General features: G+C 63.3%; 22 protein-coding genes. 10 read left to right on the top strand and 12 right to left on the bottom strand.

Translation table 11 applies throughout. The features are described from left to right. The first annotated feature begins 55 nt into the window (after positions 1-55). The 3 genes from GRI55_RS03675 to xth are packed head-to-tail and all read left to right on the top strand — an operon-like array spanning position 56 to position 1,671. Positions 56-487, top strand: a complete 432-nt coding sequence (locus GRI55_RS03675; RefSeq protein ID WP_050601815.1) for a CBS domain-containing protein — start codon at positions 56-58, stop codon at positions 485-487. Between the two features lie 31 nt (positions 488-518). Next, entirely contained in the window at positions 519-848 is a 330-nt protein-coding gene (locus GRI55_RS03680; protein ID WP_050601495.1) for a HesB/IscA family protein, read from the top strand. Positions 849-885: 37 nt separating this feature from the next. After that, positions 886-1,671, top strand: a complete 786-nt coding sequence (gene xth, locus GRI55_RS03685; RefSeq protein ID WP_160766229.1) for an exodeoxyribonuclease III — start codon at positions 886-888, stop codon at positions 1,669-1,671. A 65-nt stretch (positions 1,672-1,736) separates the two neighbouring features. Here the strand turns inward: xth and GRI55_RS03690 are convergent, their stop codons facing one another. The 9 genes from GRI55_RS03690 to GRI55_RS03730 form a co-directional block, all read right to left on the bottom strand. Beyond that, on the bottom strand, positions 1,737-2,393 hold the full coding sequence (locus GRI55_RS03690; protein ID WP_050601493.1) for a cell wall hydrolase: 657 nt from the start codon (positions 2,391-2,393) through the stop codon (positions 1,737-1,739). A gap of 200 nt (positions 2,394-2,593) precedes the next feature. Continuing rightward, the gene (locus GRI55_RS03695) at positions 2,594-2,929 is read right to left on the bottom strand and encodes a DUF1491 family protein (RefSeq protein ID WP_063510952.1); all 336 of its coding nucleotides are present in this window, start codon (positions 2,927-2,929) and stop codon (positions 2,594-2,596) included. 5 nt (positions 2,930-2,934) lie between these two features. After that, entirely contained in the window at positions 2,935-3,399 is a 465-nt protein-coding gene (locus GRI55_RS03700) for a PaaI family thioesterase (RefSeq protein WP_050601491.1), read from the bottom strand. A 17-nt stretch (positions 3,400-3,416) separates the two neighbouring features. Beyond that, positions 3,417-3,986: a ribosome hibernation-promoting factor, HPF/YfiA family gene (gene hpf, locus GRI55_RS03705; RefSeq protein ID WP_050601490.1), complete on the bottom strand. Its 570-nt coding sequence runs from the start codon at positions 3,984-3,986 to the stop codon at positions 3,417-3,419. Between the two features lie 75 nt (positions 3,987-4,061). Beyond that, complete coding sequence (dnaQ, locus tag GRI55_RS03710) at positions 4,062-4,757, bottom strand: DNA polymerase III subunit epsilon (RefSeq protein ID WP_160766230.1); 696 nt, start codon at positions 4,755-4,757, stop codon at positions 4,062-4,064. Positions 4,758-4,798: 41 nt separating this feature from the next. Continuing rightward, positions 4,799-5,413 (bottom strand): dephospho-CoA kinase, encoded by a 615-nt coding sequence (gene coaE / locus GRI55_RS03715; protein WP_160766231.1) that lies wholly within the window; start codon positions 5,411-5,413, stop codon positions 4,799-4,801. Then, positions 5,410-6,264 (bottom strand): shikimate dehydrogenase family protein, encoded by an 855-nt coding sequence (locus tag GRI55_RS03720; protein WP_160766232.1) that lies wholly within the window; start codon positions 6,262-6,264, stop codon positions 5,410-5,412. Before GRI55_RS03720 ends, coaE begins: the two co-directional genes overlap by 4 nt. Further along, the gene (locus GRI55_RS03725) at positions 6,261-6,863 is read right to left on the bottom strand and encodes a Maf family protein (RefSeq protein ID WP_160766233.1); all 603 of its coding nucleotides are present in this window, start codon (positions 6,861-6,863) and stop codon (positions 6,261-6,263) included. The genes GRI55_RS03720 and GRI55_RS03725 overlap by 4 nt, the downstream gene beginning before the upstream one ends. Beyond that, positions 6,860-7,702, bottom strand: a complete 843-nt coding sequence (locus tag GRI55_RS03730; RefSeq protein ID WP_160766468.1) for a pyruvate, water dikinase regulatory protein — start codon at positions 7,700-7,702, stop codon at positions 6,860-6,862. The genes GRI55_RS03725 and GRI55_RS03730 overlap by 4 nt, the downstream gene beginning before the upstream one ends. Positions 7,703-8,021: 319 nt before the next feature. Here GRI55_RS03730 and hemE point away from each other — a divergent pair, with 319 nt between their 5' ends. The 4 genes from hemE to GRI55_RS03750 all read left to right on the top strand — a co-directional run bounded on the left by hemE (position 8,022) and on the right by GRI55_RS03750 (position 11,358). Continuing rightward, positions 8,022-9,047, top strand: coding sequence for a uroporphyrinogen decarboxylase (gene hemE / locus GRI55_RS03735; RefSeq protein ID WP_160766234.1), 1,026 nt, complete (start codon positions 8,022-8,024; stop codon positions 9,045-9,047). Between the two features lie 33 nt (positions 9,048-9,080). Beyond that, complete coding sequence (locus GRI55_RS03740) at positions 9,081-9,524, top strand: CopD family protein (protein ID WP_050601484.1); 444 nt, start codon at positions 9,081-9,083, stop codon at positions 9,522-9,524. A 162-nt stretch (positions 9,525-9,686) separates the two neighbouring features. Further along, on the top strand, positions 9,687-10,952 hold the full coding sequence (gene rho, locus GRI55_RS03745; protein WP_050601483.1) for a transcription termination factor Rho: 1,266 nt from the start codon (positions 9,687-9,689) through the stop codon (positions 10,950-10,952). Between the two features lie 13 nt (positions 10,953-10,965). Beyond that, positions 10,966-11,358 carry an AAA family ATPase gene (locus GRI55_RS03750; protein WP_237452387.1) on the top strand — a complete coding sequence of 131 codons (393 nt, stop codon included), beginning with the start codon at positions 10,966-10,968 and terminating at the stop codon, positions 11,356-11,358. Between the two features lie 123 nt (positions 11,359-11,481). Here GRI55_RS03750 and GRI55_RS03755 read toward each other — a convergent pair whose 3' ends face one another. From GRI55_RS03755 to GRI55_RS03765, 3 genes are read right to left on the bottom strand one after another with little or no spacing between them, the layout of a single operon-like run. Further along, a complete protein-coding gene (locus GRI55_RS03755; RefSeq protein WP_160766235.1) occupies positions 11,482-11,883 on the bottom strand; it encodes a nuclear transport factor 2 family protein in 402 nt (133 codons plus the stop codon). Then, positions 11,880-13,496 (bottom strand): FMN-binding glutamate synthase family protein, encoded by a 1,617-nt coding sequence (locus GRI55_RS03760; RefSeq protein WP_160766236.1) that lies wholly within the window; start codon positions 13,494-13,496, stop codon positions 11,880-11,882. The genes GRI55_RS03755 and GRI55_RS03760 overlap by 4 nt, the downstream gene beginning before the upstream one ends. Continuing rightward, complete coding sequence (locus GRI55_RS03765; RefSeq protein WP_050601480.1) at positions 13,496-14,194, bottom strand: dienelactone hydrolase family protein; 699 nt, start codon at positions 14,192-14,194, stop codon at positions 13,496-13,498. Before GRI55_RS03765 ends, GRI55_RS03760 begins: the two co-directional genes overlap by 1 nt. 98 nt (positions 14,195-14,292) lie before the next feature. On the opposite strand from GRI55_RS03765, the gene GRI55_RS03770 reads away from it, so the two are divergent. The 3 genes from GRI55_RS03770 (at position 14,293) to mnmG (ending at position 17,752) form a co-directional block, all read left to right on the top strand. Next, positions 14,293-14,556 carry a DUF6489 family protein gene (locus GRI55_RS03770; protein WP_050601479.1) on the top strand — a complete coding sequence of 88 codons (264 nt, stop codon included), beginning with the start codon at positions 14,293-14,295 and terminating at the stop codon, positions 14,554-14,556. A gap of 12 nt (positions 14,557-14,568) precedes the next feature. Next, positions 14,569-15,843, top strand: coding sequence for a tRNA uridine-5-carboxymethylaminomethyl(34) synthesis GTPase MnmE (gene mnmE, locus GRI55_RS03775; protein ID WP_160766237.1), 1,275 nt, complete (start codon positions 14,569-14,571; stop codon positions 15,841-15,843). A gap of 61 nt (positions 15,844-15,904) precedes the next feature. After that, entirely contained in the window at positions 15,905-17,752 is a 1,848-nt protein-coding gene (gene mnmG / locus GRI55_RS03780; RefSeq protein WP_160766238.1) for a tRNA uridine-5-carboxymethylaminomethyl(34) synthesis enzyme MnmG, read from the top strand. The last annotated feature ends 38 nt before the right edge of the window (positions 17,753-17,790 follow it).

Consider the following 17,790-nt stretch of genomic DNA (forward strand, 5'->3'; position numbering starts at 1 on the left):
GCTTTTTGGCGGCGAAAATGGCACTTTGCTGAGCAACAACAGAAGGAGTGCGGGGATGGAAATTGGCAAGCTGATCGAGGATCGGGCCGGATCGCAGATCGTCTCGGCTTCGGGCGATATGCCGGTTCGCGAGGCTATCGCGCTGCTGGCAGCAAAGCGGATCGGGGCGATCCCGGTGATGGAGGGCGATACCGTCATCGGCATCTTTTCCGAACGGGACGTCGTCTACCGCCTCGCCGATGAAGGCGAGCTGTGCCTAACGCGCCCCTTGGCCGAAGTGATGACCGCGCCGCCCATCAGCGTAAAGCCGACGAATACGGTGCTCGACGCGCTGGCGCTGATGACCAAGCGCCGGATCCGCCACCTGCCGGTGATCGACGGCGATGCGATGTGCGGCTTCATTTCCATCGGCGACCTGGTCAAAGCGCGGCTCGACGAGATCGAACACGAGGCCGAAGCGCTGCGTACCTATATCCAGACGGCTTGAGAGGACAGGCCGGCCACCCTACATAGGCTACATGACCACTGCCCCCACGCTCACCGATGCCGCGGCCCAGCGCATAGCTGCAATCGCCGAAAAGCAGGCCAAGCCGGCCATTTTGCGGCTGTCGGTCGAAGGCGGGGGCTGTTCGGGGTTCCAGTACAGATTCGGCCTCGCCGACGGGGTCGATAGCGATGATTCGGTCAGCGACAATGCAGGCGTGAAGCTGGTGGTCGACCCGGTCAGCCTCGATCTGATCGCGGGCAGCACGGTGGATTTCGTCGAATCGCTCGGCGGGGCGGCTTTCCGGGTGGAAAATCCCCAGGCCGCCGCCGGCTGCGGCTGCGGATCGAGCTTCGGTATTTGAATTAGACCCGCGCCTACGTTTGGGGCATCAGGCCGCCATGCGAATAGCGAGCTTCAATATCAACGGGATCAAGGCGCGACTGCCGCGTCTTCTGGAATGGCTGGAAGAAACCCGGCCCACCGTCGCCTGCCTGCAGGAAATCAAGACGATGGACGAAGGCTTTCCCGCCGACGCCTTCGAGAAGATCGGCTACAGCGCGATCTGGCACGGCCAGAAGAGCTTCAACGGCGTCGCTATCCTCGCCGATGGGGTGGCGCCAGTCGAAAAACAGCGCGGGCTGGGTATCGATGGGCCCAAGGAAGGCGAGGGGGAGCAGGCGCGCTACCTCGAGGCCGAGGTCAATGGCGTGCGCATCTGCAATCTCTACCTGCCCAACGGCAACCCCCATCCCGGGCCCAAGTTCGATTACAAGCTGGCGTGGATGGAACGGCTGCGCGCGCGCATGGCCGAACTCTGGGTGCAGGAGATCCCCACCGTGGTGCTGGGTGACTTCAATGTCATTCCGGAAGACAAGGATGTCTGGTCGGTCCGCGCGATGGCGAACGATGCGCTGATGCAACCCGAATCGCGCGATGCCTACCTCCGGATGCTGGGCGATGGCTGGACCGATGCCATCGATACGCTCAACCCGCGCGGCGGCGTGTGGACCTATTGGGATTACCAGGCCGGCGCGTGGCAGCGCGATCACGGCTTCCGCATCGACCACCTGCTGCTGTCGCCCGAGCTGGCCGACCGCATGCAGGCCGCAGGAGTCGACAAGGAATATCGCGGCCGCGAGAAAGCCAGCGACCATACCCCGGTGTGGGTCGAACTGGCGGAGTGACCGCCACAACGAAAAGGGGCCGCCGCAGCAAGTGCGACGGCCCCCTTTTCCGGAACAGGCTGACCTCAGCGGTAGAAGACGTGCGTGTCGATCGTGGCGAGGGCGACCTTGCGGCGGCTCCAGCTCGGCCGGACGTAATTCGCATGGAAGTACAGCGCGTCGCTGGCTTCGCTGTCCCACAGACCGCGGTGCGCGATGCGAGCCACTGCCTGCGCGCGTTTCCAGGCGAGCGTGCCCGTACGGATGCGCGGCATGTGGCCGTTCTTGACGAAGGAGAACTGCGAGCGCTGGAACACGACGCCGCAATAGCTCGAGGGAAAACGCCGGTCTTCGGCGCGGTTGATGATGACCTGCGCGACGGCCAGCTGGCCGGCAAGCGGTTCGCCGCGCGATTCGAAATAGACCGCGCCGGCAAGGCATTGCATCTCTTCGGAAAGGCTGCCCGCGGCAGGCATGGTCGCCACGAGTTCACGCAGACTCGAAGCCTGGGTCTCGGTGGCAGGAATCTCGGTGTCGGCTTCCGGCGTCTCGGGAAGCTCCTGCACCACTTCCTTCTCGACGAACACGGGCACCACCTCTTCGGTGAGCTGCGCGTCGGGAGCGGTGTTCTGGGCTGCTTGCGCCGCAACCTGGGCGTTGGCGCCGGAACCTTCCGCTCCGGCAAAAACTGTAAAGGCAATCGCCGCGATAACCGCGGTGAACCCGGTAGTCTTACGAACCATTTTTTTCAGACAACTAAGCGGTTGGCGGTCTGTCGCAGGCTGGGATCCATGGGCACCGTGGCGCCCGTAAAGCCGGATCCATCACGTGGCCTGCCGACCACCCCCCGTCTGCGTGCTAGCGTGTCGACCCCATTGCCGTCCAAACGCCGCCTACGCATCGAAGCTGGCGGTCAAATAGTCGCAATTGCAATCAAGTCAAGTTAACCCGGAGCCGGTGCGACGAAGCGTTCTGCATTCTCGATATCCAGTTCGATCACCCAGCAATCGGGGTCCGAACGCCGTCTCTTCCCCATGTACTCGTCAATTTCTCTCGGATTTTCATCGTCTTGCTCGCGTGTGCAGCTGAACTTCCGCGACCCGTCCAACTGCGGCATACGTTCCCACAAGCGCGTATTCCGGCCATTCTGCGTGGTTAACACGAGGATCGTTCCGGCGTCTCGCTCGCCCTTCTGCAGGACCATGGCGAAGCCCCCTGCGCTTTCGACGGCGCGAATCAGTCCGGACACCTCGACATGGGCGGGTAGGCGTGCGTCCACCGGGCTCAGCCCTGCGCAACGTAGCCGGGCAGGCTCGACAGCGGGATATGCGAACGCATAAAAGTACCGGTGCCGCGGCCGATCTCGTCCCCCTCTTCATCGACCAGCCGCGATTCGGCGACGAAAACCCGCTTTCGCCCGCTGACCCAGCGCCCCTCGGCGACGACCTGCCCGACTCGCACCGGTTTGGTGAAATGCAGGTTGAACGACGTGGTAAGCAGGAAACGGTCGCTGACGAAAGTGTTCGCCGCGTAGAAACCGGCATCGTCGAGCATCTTGAAGTAGATCGTGCCATGCGCGGCGCCGGCAGCGTGATACACTTCCTCGGTCACGTCGAAGGTGATCCGCGACGTGCCTTCCCCCGTTATCTCCAGCCGCGAGGCGAACTGCGCATTGATCGGCGCGGACGCATAAAGGCTTTCGAGCGCGCGGAAATGGCGTTCCGCCCCGCTGGTTGCGGCACCGGTCATTGCTGTGTTCGCCCTCCCTAGCGGGGTTCGACCCAGCCGATCGAACCATCGTGGCGGCGATAGACCATATTGTGTTCGCCGCTACCGCCATTCTTGAACAACAGGCCGTTTGCGTTCTGCAAGTCGAGCAGCATGACCGCATCGGCCACGCTGCATTCGGGGATCATCGCTTTGGTTTCGGCAATCACCGGCGGGCTGTCCGCGCTGACTTCCTCGTCATTGTCGGCTTCGGGCGAGGCGAGGATCGTATAGGCCGCCTCGGCCTCGCGCACCGCATGCGCCGTCTGCGCGTGGCGGTCCTTGATCCGGCGCTTGTAGCGGCGCAGCTGTTTTTCGATCTTGGCGGCCGCGGCATCGAACGCCTGATGCACGTCATGCGCTTCCGCGTGGCCCTTGAGGATCAGCCCCTGCATCACATGCGTCACGATATCGGCAGTGAAGGCGCCGCCCGGCCCCTTGCCGAAGGTCACGTGCGAAGAAATCGCGCGGCTGAAATACTTGTCGACTATGGAGTTCAAACGATCGTCGACATGCTCCTGCAGAGCTGCGCCGGTATCGATCTGGTGGCCGGAAACACGAATATCCATCTTGCCATTTTCTCCTTTGCCGTCCCGTGCGATCCCAACGCTCCGACCATGCGGCCGGTTTCCCTTGCAGCCGATTTAACCCCAGAGCGGGTTTTCAATCCCGGCCATGAATTCGCGGTGCCGGGCCAGTTCGGCCGCGCTCGGTTGATGCGGCCGCGGTTCGCGGCGCCGACCGGTCGGCGCCATGCGCACGGCCGGGCGGTCAGGAGTGGTGGTAATCTCGACCACCGCGGCCTCCGCCGCCAGTTCGAGGCCGATCTGGCGCCCGCCCTTGAGTTCGACATAGACCTGCGCAAGCAATTCGGCATCGAGCAGGGCACCGTGTTTGACGCGGTGGCTGCGATCGATCCCGTAGCGTGAGCACAGCGCATCGAGCGACAGCTTCGCCCCCGGATGCCGTTTGCGCGCCAGCGCCACCGTATCGACCATCCGCGTGGTACAGACAGGTTCAAGTTGGCACAGGCCGAGTTCCGAATTTAGGAAGCCGAAGTCGAAGCCCGCATTGTGCGCCACGAGGGGGGAGTCGCCGATAAAGGCGAGGAGGTCTGCAGCCTGATCGCGGAACAGTGGCTTGTCCGCGAGAAATGCCGCGGACAGGCCATGCACGGCCTCGGCACCCGCGGGCATATCCCGCTCAGGATTGAAATAAGCGTGGAAGCTGTTCCCGGTGGGCACGAGATTGACCATCTCGATGCAGCCGATCTCGACCATGCGATCCCCGGTCTTCGGGTCTAGCCCAGTGGTTTCGGTATCGAACACGATCTCGCGCATTGGCTCTTCTATCGGCCCCGCTAGGCAAGATTACAAGAGGATTACGATGCTGCCCCATCCGGGTGCTTGCCACGCAATTCGGCGATCAGGCCGCGCACCGCATCCTCGGTCTGCGCCAGCGTGCTGCCGGTGTCGATGACATGATCGGCGCGCGCGCGCTTTTCGCTGTCGGGCGTCTGCAATTCGAGGATGTGGGCGAATTTCTCTTCGGTCATCCCGGGCCGGGCGAGCACGCGCTGACGCTGGGCCTGCGGCGGAGCCGACACCACCACCACGCTGTCGACCATTCCGGCACCGCCTTTTTCGAACAACAGCGGGATGTCGAACACGACCAGGGGTGCGCCCGCTTGTTCGATCAGGAAGGCCTCGCGCCGCGCCGCGACCGCCGGGTGGACCAGCGCCTCGAGCCGGGCCAGCTCCGCCGGATTGCCGAACACCAGCGCGCCTAGCTTTTCGCGCGATACGCCGTCCGCATCGGTGCTGCCTGGGAAGGCCTGTTCGATCGCCGGTACCAGTTCCCCTCCGGGGCCCTGCAGGGCGCGGACTTCGGCGTCGGCATCGAAAACCGGTACGCCGGCCGCCTCGAACATCGCCGCGACCGTCGATTTGCCCATGCCGATCGACCCGGTGAGCCCTACGATAAGCGGACGTGTCATGCGCCAAGCCTTTCGCGCAACGCGGCATCGTCGCCGCGCGGCGGCGCGACGCCGAAGAAATGGGTGAAGGCCGCAGCAGCCTGCCCGATCAGCATGGCGAGGCCATCGATGGTGGCAAATCCCGCCGCGCGCGCCCCGGACAGGAACGGCGTATCGACCGGATCGGTCACGATGTCATAGGCGATCGACCCCGGCGGCGCATGACTCCAGTCGAATGCCAGCGGAGGCTGTCCGCGCATTCCTAGCGGCGAGGCATTGATGACCAGATCGCAGCATCCTTCGCGGTCGTCGAAAGCGAAATCGCTTGGCCCGGCGAAGTGGTCGAGCGGCGCGACATGGTGGTCGCCCGCGGGATCGATCTCGTTGAGCAATGCGCGCGCCTTGTCGGGGTTGCGGCCCGCCAGCACCAGAGTGAAGCCTTCCTTCGCCAGCCCGGCCACGATCGCACGTGCCGCGCCGCCCGTGCCCAATATCCGCGCCATGCGGAAATAGTGCCGGTGGCCCAAGCCTTCGGCGAGGGGTTCGAGAAACCCTGCGACATCGGTGTTGCGGCCCACCAGCTTGCCATCGGCCGCCCTGACGACTGTGTTCACAGCCCCGACGCGCCTCGCTAGCGGTTCCAGCCGGTCAAGCAGCGGCATGATCGCCTGCTTGTGCGGCATCGTCACATTGCAGCCCCGCCATTCGGGATCCTCCCTGCGCTCCTGCAGATAGGCAGCCAGCCCGTCACCAGTTACATGCGCCGCCCGGTAATCCGCATCGAGCCCGATCTGCTCGATCCAGAAACCGTGGATCACGGGGGATTTGGACTGGCGGATCGGATCGCCGATGACTTCGGCATAGGCGGTCATGCGGGCAGTGCCCCCTCTTCGCGCAAGGCGCCCAGGACCTGGAGCAGCGGCATGCCGAGCACGGTGAACTGGTCGCCAGCGATGCTGTCGAACAATTGTACCCCGGGCCCTTCGATCCGGAAAACGCCGACGCAATAGGACACCGCGGGCCATTCGGCATCGAGATAGGCCTCGATGAACGCGGCGCTGAGTTCGCGAACCCTGAGGCGTGCGAAATCCGAGCCGATCCACAGGATCTGCGACCCGCGTGCCAGCGCAGCGGCGCTGTGCAGCGTCATGACCTTGCCGGAGAATGCCCGCAGATGGTCGGCCGCATCGGCGCGGCTGGCGGGCTTGTCGAAACGCCGGCCATCGACCTCGACCAGCGAATCGGAGCCCAGCACCAGATCGCCAGGAAGGGCTGACGAAACGGCGGCGGCCTTTGCCGCGGCCAGCGCCTGCGCGATTTCGGCCGGTTCGGCGCCGCCCATCTCGTTCTCAAGCGCGCGTTCGTCGATATCGGCGCCCCTGGCCGTGAACGCGATCCCGGCGGCTTCGAGCATTGCCTTGCGCGAGGCGCTGTTCGAAGCGAGGACGATCCCGCTGCCATCGAGTGTCATATCGGCTTGATTCCCTGCTGGCTGCCACGCGCCTCGCGCTCGTTGTACAGGCGAATGACCGCGGCCGCGGTTTCCTCGATCGAACGGCGCGTCACGTCGATCACCGCCCAGCCATTGTCGGCAAACATGCGGCGGGCGAACTTGACCTCGTCCTTGACCCGTTCGTTGTCGACATAGTCGGTTTCGCGCTCCTCGTTGAGCGTCAGCAGACGGTTGCGCCGGATCTGCACCAGCCGTTCGGGCGCGGTGGTGAGGCCGACGATCATCGGATGCTTCAATTCGAACAGCTTGGGCGGGGGCGGGCTCTCGACCACCAGCGGGATATTGGCGACCTTGTAACCGCGGTTGGCGAGGTAGATGCTGGTCGGCGTCTTCGAACTGCGCGAAACCCCTGCAAGCAGGATATCCGCCTGTTCCCATTCCTCCCAGCCGATCCCGTCGTCATGGGCGATGGTGAACTGGATCGCTTCCACGCGGTTGAAATAGGCCTGGTCCATGGCGTGCTGGCGACCCGGGCGGCCGTGTGCTTCCTGGCCCAGAGCCTTTTCCAGCGCCTCGGTCACCCGGTCGAGAATCGGCACGGCGGGCAGGCCGAGCTGCGTACAGGCTTCTTCCAGCCGCTGGCGCGTTTCCGGATTGACCAGCGTGAACAGCACCAGGCCGGGATTGCCCTTGAGTTCGGGAAGGATCCGCTCGAGATGCTGCCGGCTGCGAACCATCGGCCAGAAATGGCGAACAACGTCGGCATCCTCGAACTGGGCAAGCGCTGCCTTGGCCAGCATTTCCAGCGTTTCGCCGGTGGAATCAGACAGCAGATGCAGGTGGATGCGGTTGGAAATGGCTCGATCCCGGTGCCTGTGGAGAACAGGGGCATAAACCACGGGAGAAAGCTGGCGACAAGTTCGGGGAGGAAAACGCTCCCCGATACGAGTCCTCCACGGGCCGATTCCCGCACAGCAAATCCGAGTTTTGCGCAGCCCCGGGGATAGCAGGGATAAGTTTGACTCGACTCAGACGGCTGGGCGAGTCGCTCGCGCGCCTCGACCCTTTGCAGCGCGGGAGAAATCGGGCAGGGGCCGGTTATCCCTGAAATCCACAGGGCCAACAGACACCATCAACCTCTATATATACTATTATTTTATTGGATTGGACTCAGCGATGCCCGGTCTCCTGCTCGATACGCTGAACGGCAAGCCCGCCGATCGGACCCCCCTGTGGCTCATGCGCCAAGCAGGGCGCTATCTTCCCGAATATCGCGCGCTGCGGGCCGAAAAGGGCGGGTTTCTCGCGATGGCTTACGACAGCGAGGCGGCGTGCGAGATTACCCTGCAGCCGATCGACCGGTTCGGCTTCGACGGGGCAATCCTGTTTTCCGATATCCTGATCGTACCGCACGCGCTTGGTCAGCATCTCGAATTCATGGCCGGCGAAGGGCCGAAGCTTTCGCCGCCGCTGGTCGATGCGGTTCTCGCCGACCTGACGCCTGATCCCACCCGCTACGATCCGATCTACGAGACCGTGCGCCTGTGCCGCAAGCGGCTGCCCGACGGTGTGACCATGTTGGGCTTTGCCGGGAGCCCGTGGACGGTGGCGACCTACATGGTCGCGGGCGAGGGGAGCCGCGACCAGCATGCCGCGCGCGCGATGGCCTATGCCGATCCGGGCAAGCTGGATGCCATCCTTGACCGGATCGTATCCGAGACAATCACTTATCTCTCCGGCCAGATCGCCGCCGGAGCCGAAGCGGTGCAGCTGTTCGACAGCTGGGCGGGCAGCCTGGCGCCCGACGAATTCGAACGCCTGGTGATCGCCCCCAACGCTGCGATCACCACTGCGCTGCGCGAACGCCATCCGGAAACGCCGATCATCGGTTTTCCCAAAGGTGCGGGAGAGAAATTGCCCGCCTATGCGCGCGAAACCAGGGTTGATGCTGTCGGGGTCGACGAAACGCTCGATCCGGAATGGGCTGCGCGCGAATTGCCCGCCGGCATGCCGGTCCAGGGCAATCTCGATCCACTGCTGCTGCTTGCGGGAAGCGACCGGCTCGAACAACGAGTCCGGACGATTCTCGAAGCGTTTGCGGGCCGGCCGCATGTCTTCAATCTCGGCCACGGGATCGACCGCCGCACGCCGATTGCCCATGTCGAGCGATTGATATCCACCGTTCGTGCGTTCGAGGGGTGACGCGGCGGTGAGTGGTCCCTACATGAAGTTTGAATGCAGGATCTGCTTGCCATGACCTATCTCTGGCTCAAGGCCGGACACATCATTTTCATGGTGTTCTGGCTCGCTGGCCTTTTCATGCTGCCGCGGCAGATGATCTACCTTCACCCCGCCAGCCCCGGGTCCGATGAATCCGCCCTGTGGGCGAAGCGGATGGGGCTGCTGCGCAAGGTCATCCTCACTCCCAGCCTGATCGTGGTGTGGGTTCTGGGACTGCTGCTGGCAATGACCATCGGTGCCTGGGACCAGGGCTGGTTCCATGCCAAGCTGCTCTTCGTCCTGCTGCTGACGGCGTTTCATGGGATCATGGTTGCCCGATCGAAGAAAATGATCGCCGGTGATCGTCCGATGAGCGAGAAACAGCTCCGGATGTGGGGCGAATTTCCCGGCATCATGCTGGCGATCATCGTGATCCTGGTTATCGTCAAACCCTTCTGACGAGCGGCGCGTCGCTTTGTGAATTGACGGCCCGACAGCGGGCCCGTATTCCGTGCCCATCCACCGGCGATAGGCCTCGCATATCGACGAGGCCGGGTCCGCTTTCTCCAAGCCCATACCGACCCGCCGGCCATCCAAACCCGAATACCGAGTAAAACTGATATGCATCTCAAGGATCTCAAAGAGAAAACCCCGGCCGATCTGGTCGCGATGGCCGAAGAACTGGGCGTCGAAGGTGCCTCGACCATGCGCCGGCAGGACCTGATGTTCTGCATCCTGCGCGAACTGGCCGAGGACGAGGAATACGAAGAAAAGATCATGGGGATCGGCACCATCGAGGTGCTGCAGGACGGCTTCGGCTTCCTGCGCAGCCCCGAAGCCAATTATCTCGCCGGTCCCGACGATATCTACGTTTCGCCCAACCAGGTCCGCAAATGGGGCCTGCGTACCGGCGATACGGTCGAAGGCGAAATCCGTGCGCCGCGCGAAGGCGAGCGCTATTTTGCGCTGACCGAGATCTACAAGGTCAATTTCGACGATCCCGACGCGGTCCGCCATCGGACCAATTTCGACAATCTCACGCCGCTCTACCCGGAAGAGAAGCTGTCGCTCGACACGCTCGACCCCACGGTCAAGGACAAGTCGGCGCGCGTCATCGATATCATCTCGCCGCAGGGCAAGGGCCAGCGCGCGCTGATCGTCGCCCCGCCGCGCACGGGTAAGACCGTGCTGCTGCAGAACATCGCCAAGGCGATCACCGACAACCATCCCGAGGTCTTCCTGCTGGTCCTGCTGGTCGACGAGCGCCCCGAGGAAGTCACCGACATGCAGCGCAGCGTGAAGGGCGAGGTCATCTCCTCGACCTTCGATGAACCTGCCAACCGCCACGTGCAGGTCGCTGAAATGGTTATCGAAAAGGCCAAGCGCCTGGTCGAGCACAAGCACGATGTCGTGATTCTGCTGGACTCGATCACCCGCCTGGGGCGTGCCTACAACACCGTGGTGCCCAGCTCGGGCAAGGTGCTGACCGGCGGTGTCGACGCCAACGCACTGCAGCGGCCCAAGCGCTTCTTCGGTGCAGCCCGGAATATCGAGGAGGGCGGCTCGCTGTCGATCATCGCCACCGCGCTGATCGATACCGGCAGCCGGATGGACGAAGTGATCTTCGAAGAGTTCAAGGGCACCGGCAACAGCGAAATCGTGCTCGATCGCAAGGTCGCCGACAAGCGCATCTTCCCCGCGCTCGACGTGGGCAAGAGCGGCACGCGCAAGGAAGAGCTGCTGGTCGAAAAGGACAAGCTGTCGAAAATGTGGGTCCTGCGCCGCATTCTCATGCAGATGGGGACGATCGACGCCATGGAATTCCTGCTCGACAAGATGAAGGATTCGAAGACTAACGAAGACTTCTTCGCGACGATGAACCAGTAGGGGTTCGCACGCGATGCCCGTCCAGAGAGCCGCCATCACGGGGGCTCTCGGGGCGGGCAAGTCGACGCTGCTGGCAGAGCTGTCGCGCCGCGGCGTGGCGACGGTCTCGGAAGTCGCGCGGACGATCCTGAAATCCGCCGGCGGCATGGCGCTTCGCGAAGAGGATCCGCTCGCCTTCGGCGATGCAATGCTCTCAGCGCAACTGGCGGCATGGGACGATACGCAGATCGAGGGTTCGGTCGTATTCGACCGTGGCTTTCCCGATATTGCCGGTTTCCTGCGGGTCGAAGGACTACCCGTCTCCGACGAGATTACGCGGGCATGCGATGAATATCGTTTCGAGGGGCCGATCTTTCGCGCACCGCCATGGCGCGCGATCTACACGCCGGACGACGAGCGGATTTAGGATTGGGAAGAAGCCATTGCCAGCGACCGGGCCGTGTGTGCGGCCTGGCGCGGCCATGGCTATGCGCTGATCGACCTGCCCATGGTTTTCGCCGAGGAGCGCGCGTCGTTCGTTGTCGCGCGCCTATGATGCTTTCATCGCCTCCAGCATGGCCGCCATCTGCTCCCAGACCTTGTTGACCGCCTTCAGCGGCCGCACCATGACCTTGAAATCGACGATCTTGCCGTGTTCATCGAAACGGATCAGGTCGATGCCGTTGACGTGGACACCGTCCATTTCGGTGGTGAACTCGAGCATCGCATTGTCCCCGTCGACGAGCTCGCGGACGTATTCGAAACTGTCGTTGCCGAGCGTTTGTCCCGCAGCAGCGAGATAGGCGACCACGAGATCGCGCCCCTGTTGCGGGGTGTGGACGACGGGCGAATGGAACACGGCATCTTCATGGATGATCGCGGCGAGCGCCTTGGGCGAATTGCCGCTCTCGATCACATCGTGCCATGCCTTGAGTCCGCGTTGCGCCGTCATATCGCCTCCCTGAATGTCTCCGCCCGAGCGGCGGCCCAGGCGTGGGCATAAGGGGTCGATTCGGGCGAGTCGAGCAGCGCGCCGGGTTGGAGGAAGCCGTGCAGGCGATCGAGGCTATCCGACTGTGCGCCATTGAGCCGTTCGGAGATGTCGCCGGGTTCGATCTGCCAGGGATTGTCGAGCCCCATCGCGACCACCATCTCACGGAATGAATGCAGCGTATGGCGCTGAAAACGCGCGACTCTCTCGGCCTTTTCCATTGGCACCAAGCCACGCTGGCGGGTTGCATCCTGCGTTGCCACTCCCGTCGGGCAAGTATCGGCATGACACTTCATCGATTGCACGCAGCCCAGCGCGAACATGAAAGCGCGGCCCGCGTTGCACCAGTCTGCACCGAGGCCGAGATTCATCGCCATTCCTGCGCCTGAATGGACCATGCCCGCTGCGGCCAGTTTCACTTCGCTCTTGAGACCGGTCCCGACGAGCGCATTGCGGACAAGGATCAGTCCTTCGCGCAGCGGCATGCCCACGCGGTTGGAGAATTCCACCGGTGCCGCGCCGGTGCCGCCTTCCGCGCCGTCGACCACGATATAGTCGACCGTGATACCGGTTTCGCGCATCGCTTTCATGATGGCGAAGACTTCATGGGGCTTGCCAACGCACAGCTTGATGCCGACCGGCTTTCCGCCCGACAGGTCGCGGAGCTGCGCAGCCCATTCAAGCATGCCGGTGGGCGTGGAAAAGGTCGAATGGGCCGGAGGCGAGATGCAATCTGTGCCGACAGGTACACCGCGTGCTTCGGCAATTTCGTCGGTGACCTTGCTTCCCGGCAGGACGCCGCCATGGCCGGGCTTGGCGCCTTGGCTGAGCTTGATCTCGACCATTTTGACCTGCGGATCCTGCGCGGTTTGTGCAAACTGATCGGGATCGAAGGAGCCGTCATCGGTCCGGCAACCGAAATAGCCGCTGCCGATTTCCCACACGAGGTCACCGCCGTGCGAACGGTGATAGCGCGAGATGCCCCCTTCGCCGGTATCGTGGTAGAAATTGCCCGCGGCGGCTCCCTTGTTGAGTGCCATGATCGCATTGGCCGACAGCGATCCGAAGCTCATCGCGGAGATATTGAGGAGCGAGGCAGAGTAGGGCTGCCTACATTGCTTGCCGCCGACATCGACCCGCCATTCCGACGGGGCCTGCGCGTTGGGCACGACCGAATGGGCGAGCCATTCATACTCGTCCGAATAGACGTCGAGTTCGGTCCCGAAGGGATGCGAGTCGAGCTGGCCTTTCGCCCGGGCGTAGACGAGGGCGCGCTGCTGGTGGTTGAACGGGCGGCCCTCGAGATCGCCTTCGACGATATAGGCCCGCGCATAGGGGCGCAGGTCTTCCATGATCCAGCGGATATGCGCGAGCAGTGGGTAATTGCGCCACAGCGTGTGCTGGCGCTGGAAGAAATCGTACAGCGCCAGCAACAGCAGAGGAACGGTGACTACCAGGCCCCAGCGCAAGGGTTCGACCAGCAGGAAGACCGCGCAGAGTAAAGCGACGACCGCAGTCGGCCCGAACCGCATTAGCAGTTCGGACGACTCGCGCAGATTGGCCCGGTTGCGCATCAGGCGAGGTGCTGGGTGAAGAACTCGCTTGTGCGCTTGTCGGCCAGCTGGGCCGCTTCTTCGGACCGCCGCTTACCGAACTCGGTGGCAAAGCCGTGATCGAGCCCCTCGTAGTCATACAGCGTGACCTTGGGGTGATCGTCCAGTCCTTCGTGCATGGCCTTCTGCGTATCCTTATCGACGAAGCCGTCCTCGGTCGGCACATGCAGCATCAGCGGATGGGCAATGGCATGCTTTTCATCCAGCAGGCCGTCGATGCCGACTCCGTAATATCCGACGCTCGCATCCACGTCGGTACGCGCGGCAGTCATATAGGCGAGGCGGCCGCCAAGGCAGTATCCAACGCAACCAACTTTCGCGATCTTCTCCGCTTCGCGCACCTGTTTGATGGTTGCTTCGATGTCGCGGATGCCCTGATCCTGATCGAACTTGCCCATCAGATCGAGCGCGCGCTGGAATTCCGGTTCGACATCGGGATCGAGCTCGATCTTCGGTTCGAGCCGCCAGAACAGGTCGGGAGCAATGGCGAGATAGCCGTCTTCGGCGAGACGATCGCACTTGCGGCGGATCCCCGCGTTCACGCCAAAAATTTCCTGGATCACGACGATCGCGGCCTTGGGGGAGCCGGCCGGCCGCGCCACATAGGCGGTGAACTCTTCGTCGCCGGACAGGGCGGTGATAGTGACGGTTTCGCTCATGGTGGTTTGGCTCCCTCGCTTCGTTTGGTGTCTTACGCTTGCATGACGCGTGATGCGGACCCAGATAGGCTCCTGCAAGCCATAACGGAGAAATCGCGATGAAGGTCCATATCGAAATCGACTGTTCGCCCGAAGAGGCGCGGACCTTCATGGGCCTGCCCGATGTCGGCAAGGCGAACGATGTCTATGTCGACATGATGTCCAAGGCGATGAAGGGTGTGAACAACACCGAACAACTTCAGGAATATGCCAAGCAATTGGCTCCCATGGGCCAGGCGGGGTTCAAGCTGTTCCAGAGCTTCATGGAAGGGGCCAATGCGGCGCGCAGTTCCTCCGCTAAGAAGCCGTCGGACGACAGCTGAGCGATTCTGTGCATGGATGACACGGTCTTCGCGCTGTCGAGCGGCGCTCCGCCGGCGGCCATCGGTATTATCCGTATAAGCGGCCCGCGATCGGGCGCGGCATTGGCCGAACTGGCAGGAAAGCTGCCTCCGGCGCGGTCTCCGCGGGTGCGGACGCTGCGTGATCGGACCGGTGCCGTCTTGGATACGACACTGGTTCTCTGGTTTCCCGGACCGCAGACCGCGACCGGCGAGGATCTTGCCGAAATTCACTGTCATGGGGGCAGGGCGGTAATCGGCGCGATCTCCCGTTCACTTGCTGACATGGATGGCTTGCGCGCCGCCGAAACCGGCGAGTTCACCCGCCGCGCCTTTGCGAACGGTCGGATGGACCTCGCCGAGGCCGAGGGTCTTGCGGATTTGCTTGCAGCTGAAACCGAATTGCAGCGGCAGGGCGCCCTTCTTTCCGCTGGCGGCAGCCTGTCAGAGCGCATCGAGGAATGGCGCGGCCGGGTCCTTGGGTTGGCTGCTGCCGTCGAAGCTGTCATCGATTTCGCAGACGAGGATGATGTCGCAGGCCTTCCGCCCGGTTTGACCGATGAAACTGAAGATCTCGTCGAGGAAATCCGCCGGGTCGCCGGGCGGCCCGAGGCGGAGCGTTTGCGGGATGGTGTCCGAGTGATACTCGCAGGCCCGCCCAATGCAGGGAAATCTTCGCTTTTCAACGCGCTGCTGGCCGATGATGCGGCGATCGTGACACCCGAAGCCGGAACGACCCGCGATGTGCTGGAGCGCTCCGTTGGTATTGCGGGAGTGCCATTCGTGCTGGTCGATACTGCGGGCATGCGCAAGGAAGGCGCGGGCGTGATCGAGGAGATGGGCATCGAACGCGCGCGCCGGGCCGTCGAATCGGGTCAGATCGTTCTATGGCTGGGCGAACCGGTGGAGGCGCCCGATGGCTCGATCATCGTCGCATCGAAAAGCGACCTTGGATCGGCCGACCAGGGACCGGCCGATGTGAAAGTTTCATCTGTAACGGGGCAGGGGATGGACCTCCTGGTCGACATGATCGTCGAGCGGGGGAAGGCCGCGCTGCCCCCGGTGGACCGGATTGCCTTGAACCGCAGGCAAAAGGAATGCGCGCTCGCGGCCGCTGACGATCTAGCGCAGCTCGACATATCGGGTGATCTCCTGATTGGGGCGGAACGGCTGCGCAGCGCCCGGCGCGCGCTAGATCGGCTGGTTGGGCGCGATTCGACCGAGGAAATGCTCGACGCGTTGTTTGGGCGGTTCTGTATCGGCAAATAGTGTTTCACGTGAAACACGGCTTTTTGACGCGTGAGGCGGCGCCGGTTAAAGGGCCCGTCTGATGCACGAATTCGATGTCCTTGTTGTCGGCGGCGGCCACGCCGGAGTGGAGGCGGCCTGCGCAGCTGCCCGGATGGGTGCGCGAACGGGGCTGGTGAGCCTCGATCCCCACAAGATTGGCGCGATGAGCTGCAATCCGGCCATCGGCGGGTTGGGCAAGGGGCATCTCGTCCGCGAAGTCGATGCGCTCGATGGTGTGATCGCGCGAGCGGCCGATGCGGCAGCAATTCACTACCGGATGCTCAACAGATCGAAGGGCAGCGCGGTCTGGGGGCCACGTGTGCAGGCGGACCGCTCGTTGTTCCGCACCCAAGTCCAGGCCATCGTCGCCGAAGAGACATTGCTGACCGTGATCGCTGGAGAGGTGGCGGCCCTGCTGCTTTCGGGCGGCGCCGTTTCGGGTCTCACGCTCGCGGATGGTACAAAGCTTATCGCGCCCGCCGTCGTCCTTTGCACTGGCACTTTTCTTGGTGGTGTTCTCTACCGGGGGGAGGAACGGTTCGAGGGGGGCAGGATAGGTGAGGGCGCAGCCCACCAGCTTGCTGAGCAGCTGCGCGGCGCCGATCTGCCAATGGGCCGGCTCAAGACCGGCACTCCGCCGCGGCTCGATGGGCGTACTATCGATTGGGCCAGCCTCGAAGAGCAAGCGTCGGATAATGACAACTGGACGATGAGCGCCTTGTCCGGCGCGCGCGTGAACCCTCAGGTGTTTTGTGCCATCACACGCACGAACGAACGGGCACACGATATCATCCGCGCCAATCTCGATCGGTCCCCCCTGTTTTCGGGCGCGATCGGCGCCGCGGGGCCGCGCTATTGTCCGTCGATCGAAGACAAGATCCATCGCTTTGCCGATCGCGACGGGCATCAGGTGTTCCTCGAGCCGGAGGGGCTCGATACCCACCTTGTCTATCCCAACGGCATCTCCACCTCGCTTCCCGTTGACGTGCAACTCGGCATGTTGCGCGAAATGGACGGACTGGCCCGCGTGGAGATGGCGGTGCCCGGATATGCCGTCGAATACGATCATATCGACCCCCGGGCGCTCCGGTCTACACTCGAACTGCATGCCATTCCCGGTCTCTACTGTGCCGGCCAGATCAATGGCACCACGGGATATGAAGAGGCGGCAGCACAGGGTCTGGTGGCCGGGATGGGCGCCGCGTCCGCGGTTCTCGGCAAACGACCGGCAGCGCTCGATCGGGCAAATTCCTATATCGCCGTAATGGTCGACGACCTCACGCTCCAGGGGATTACCGAACCCTACAGGATGCTGACTTCTCGCGCGGAGTACCGGTTGCGGCTGCGGGCAAGCAACGCCGATACGCGGCTCACGCCCCTTGGAATCGAATGTGGCATTGTTGGAGAGCGGCGCGCAGATTGGTACCGGCAACGCGAACAGAGACGCGCGGAGTATGAGGAAAGGTTCGCCACCCAGATACACTCACGCGATCTTGTCGAGGTGGGGTTTCACGTGAAACAGGACGCGGGACCGCGTTCGGCGTCGGAATGGCTGGCTGCAGGCCATATCGACTTAGGCGACGCAGCGCGCTGGATTGCGGTGGATCCGGTCGATCCGCTTGCAGTAGAAATGGCGGAGGACGCTTTCTACGCCCCTTATCTGGCGCGCCAACAGGCCGAACTCAGCGATTTGCGCAGGAGCGAGACTCAGGTTCTTACGCCCGATTTTCCCTTCGCCAGCGTGCCAGGGCTTTCGAATGAGATGGTCGAACGATTGTCGCTCGCCAAACCCGAGACGCTCGCCGCGGCCAGTCGGATACGCGGCATAACGCCTGCGGCGCTTGCCGCTCTGCTCGTTCATGCGCGCAAGCTGGACCGTGCAGCGTGACCGCGATTGCGAATGAGAGCGAGGCGAGGGCCTATGTC

The organism is Qipengyuania citrea, assembly GCF_009828015.1.
In the GTDB taxonomy this organism is placed as follows: domain Bacteria; phylum Pseudomonadota; class Alphaproteobacteria; order Sphingomonadales; family Sphingomonadaceae; genus Qipengyuania; species Qipengyuania citrea.